3 protein-coding genes are annotated in these 3,202 nt (G+C 26.5%); 1 reads left to right on the forward strand and 2 read right to left on the reverse strand.

What is annotated here, in order from left to right; genetic code table 11:
- Window positions 1–36 precede the first annotated feature (36 nt).
- Window positions 37–1,488, forward strand: coding sequence for an aminoacyl-histidine dipeptidase (locus tag G3997_RS09080; RefSeq protein WP_296645460.1), 1,452 nt, complete (start codon window positions 37–39; stop codon window positions 1,486–1,488).
- A gap of 85 nt (window positions 1,489–1,573) precedes the next feature.
- Here G3997_RS09080 and G3997_RS09085 read toward each other — a convergent pair whose 3' ends face one another.
- Together G3997_RS09085 and G3997_RS09090 are read right to left on the reverse strand one after the other, a co-directional pair.
- Entirely contained in the window at window positions 1,574–1,921 is a 348-nt protein-coding gene (locus G3997_RS09085; protein WP_296645461.1) for a hypothetical protein, read from the reverse strand.
- 31 nt (window positions 1,922–1,952) lie between these two features.
- Window positions 1,953–3,095: a helix-turn-helix domain-containing protein gene (locus G3997_RS09090; protein ID WP_296645462.1), complete on the reverse strand. Its 1,143-nt coding sequence runs from the start codon at window positions 3,093–3,095 to the stop codon at window positions 1,953–1,955.
- Window positions 3,096–3,202: the final 107 nt, after the last annotated feature.

The raw sequence follows: 3,202 nt of genomic DNA on the forward strand, positions 1-3,202 counted from the left end.
TATTTAATTAATTTAACTTAAAAGGGAGTTGTTTTTATGGAAAATGTATTAAAGGGATTAAAACCAGAACTTGTTTTTAAATATTTTGAAGAAATATCTCAAATACCACGTGGTTCAGGTAATGAAAAGGCTATAAGTAATTATTTAAAAAGTTTTGGTGAAAATTTAGGACTTGAAACTATTCAAGATGATGCATTAAATATAATAATAAGAAAGCCTGCTACAAAAGGCTATGAAAATTGTCCAGGGGTAATACTTCAAGGTCATATGGATATGGTTTGTGAAAAAAATAAAGATACTAACCATAACTTTGTAACTGACCCTATAAAATTAAGAGTACAAGACGATATGATTTATGCAACTGGAACTACATTAGGTGCTGACAATGGTATTGCTGTTGCTATGGGGTTAGCTGTACTTGCATCTAATGACTTAGAACATCCATCATTAGAAGTTTTAATAACTACAGATGAAGAAGCTGGTATGAGTGGTGCTATGGCACTAGATGGTTCTAATCTAAAAGGGGAATACATAATAAATCTTGATTCAGAGGAAGAAGGTTACTTATTAGTTAGTTGTGCTGGTGGTGTTACTGCTTGGACTGAATTAAATGCTGAATTTACTAATTATGATAGTAACAAACAAGGTTTATTAGTTGAAATAAAAGGCCTACTTGGAGGACACTCTGGTATAGATATAATAAAACAAAGAGCAAACTCTAATAGATTAATGGGAAGACTTTTAAATCTATTATGTGTAGACTATGATTTAGCTAAAATACAAGGTGGTTCTAAAAATAATGCTATACCTCGTGAGTGTGAAGCTATAATAGTTGTTAATAAAGATGACGTTGATAAAACTAAAGATTGTATAAATCAAATATTAAATATATTCAAACATGAATTTAGTACTTCTGACCCTGATATAACTATAGAATGTAGCGAAACTAATATTGATAAAGTATTTACTAAAGAAACAAAAAATAATGTAATAACTTTATTAAACTTAATACCTAATGGAATACAAACTATGAGTATGGATATAAATGGACTTGTTGAAAGTTCAACAAACTTAGGTGTTGTTCATACTACTGAAAACTTAGTTACATTTGAATGTGCTGTTAGAAGTTCTGTTAAAACATTAAAGGAAGATATAACTAATAAAATGGATTTACTTGCTGCTAACTTAGGTGGAAAATTCAGATTAGAAAGTGATTATCCAGCTTGGGAATATGCTAAAGGTTCTAAATTAGAAGAAATATGTGTTGAAACTTATGAAAAATTAACTGGTAAAAAACCTATTATCATGGCTATACATGCAGGTCTTGAATGTGGGTTATTACTAGATAAAATTCCGCATGCACAAGCTATATCACTTGGTCCTGACATGTTTGAAGTTCATACACCTAATGAGCATTTAAGTATCTCTTCTACTAAACGTACTTGGGATTATTTAGTAGCTATATTAAAAGGTATGAATCAATATTAATATAAATGTTTATCGTTAAACATAACAATGAGCTATGTAAAAATATAAATTTTACATAGCTCATTTATTTTTATAAATCTTATTTTTATTCTTTTATAATTTCTCCAGTATATTTATCTATCTTTTGTGTTCCTAAGCTTTGATTATGAATATGTGTTTCATGATTTACATTCTCTTCATAATCTTCTAATTGTACATAGACATCAACAAAGTATAAATCTCCTACTAATTTTATATCTTCATCTTTAATTAAAATATTATCTCCGTACTCTGCTTTTAATATATTTATTACTGTATCTTTTGATATAGGATTTATACTTTTCTTATCTATACTATTTGAATTAGTAGTATCTTGCTCCTGAAGTTTACTACAGCCAACTATAGATAAAATTATTACAATTAATAGACTTATGCTTATAATTTTTTTACTCATTATAAACTCCTGTTTTTATAAACTCATTTAATTATCTTCTTTTAGATTTAAAATTAACTTTTGTTACTTTTCCTTTTTTACTATTTGTAGTATTTTGCTCTGTATTTAATTTACCTTCTTTAAATCCTAATAATATTTCTACTTCATCTTGATTTAAATGTAATCCCCAGTTTGATAAGTTCATTACTAAACTAGCCTTACTCATTATATTATTTTCAATTAATACGTCTATAGATTTTTTTAATAATATAGGGCTCGTAGCTTTTATATTTTCTTCTAGCGGTTCTTTCTTTAACCAACCTTTTTTATCCATTTCATTCATTAGATACATATATTTTTTATAACTTATTTCCCCTAGTTGATAAGATCTTAATATTATAGCTGATATTGGAACTATCCACTTTTTCTTTAAAGCTACATAGTCTTCTAAATCATTTACCATTTTTAAATCTTGTGTGAAAGTTTCTTTAGGCATTAAGAATGCACAAGCAAATTCATCCTTAGAGAATTTTTTTGATTGTATATTCGCTTCAGTTGCTACTATATATGCTAATTCATATGCTAAATCATAATTTCTTGTACATGCTGATTTTTTATCATTACCTAAAGATATAAAATATCTACTATTTCCATTTATAGTTTGTTTTTGGCTAAATGATAAAGCACCTTTTTTATTTATGTTAGCGTCAGATACTATTATTCCATTTATCTCAAGTAATGTTAGCATATTACCTATTATTCCATCACCTAATTCCCAATATCTTCTTACATTAGTTGCTAATTCTTCTATATCATCATTTTTATTAAAATCAGTTGGTATATTCATTTGTGGGAATTGTATATATCCTTCTAGAAAAGCTAATATTCTATGAGTCATAGCTAATTTTTCTTTAAATGCTATCTGCTCTACTTTTGGTATTGTACATTCTGGTCTTATATGTGTAGAATCTATTGTCATTTTTATATTATCTGCATATTTAAAGAACTCTTTTGGAAAGCCTAATGCATTTGATAATTTCATTTCATTTTCTAGTGTTGGCTTATATTTATCTTCTTCAAACGCAATTATATCTTTTTTATTTATGTTAGTTTCTTTAGCTAAAACATCTATTGTTTTACCTCTATACATTCTAGCTTCTCTTAATTTTCTTCCTATAAATGCTTTTTTGCTCATATTTATGTCTCTCTTTCATATTTTATAGAATTTATTTATATTTAAACTATACTTATAATCAATAAGTATTTCTATTATTTCAAATTTTTTAGCCTTTAAATTATTAA

Origin of the sequence: Romboutsia sp. 13368 (assembly GCF_018336475.1) — a bacterium.
Classification (GTDB): Bacteria; Bacillota; Clostridia; order Peptostreptococcales; family Peptostreptococcaceae; genus Romboutsia.

Bases quoted from the DNA above. Each gene is read 5' to 3' on its own strand.
- G3997_RS09080 (WP_296645460.1), top strand. From the start codon at position 37: ATGGAAAATGTATTAAAGGGATTAAAACCAGAACTTGTTTTTAAATAT.
- G3997_RS09090 (WP_296645462.1), bottom strand. From the start codon at position 3,095: ATGAGCAAAAAAGCATTTATAGGAAGAAAATTAAGAGAAGCTAGAATG.
- G3997_RS09085 (WP_296645461.1), bottom strand. From the start codon at position 1,921: ATGAGTAAAAAAATTATAAGCATAAGTCTATTAATTGTAATAATTTTA.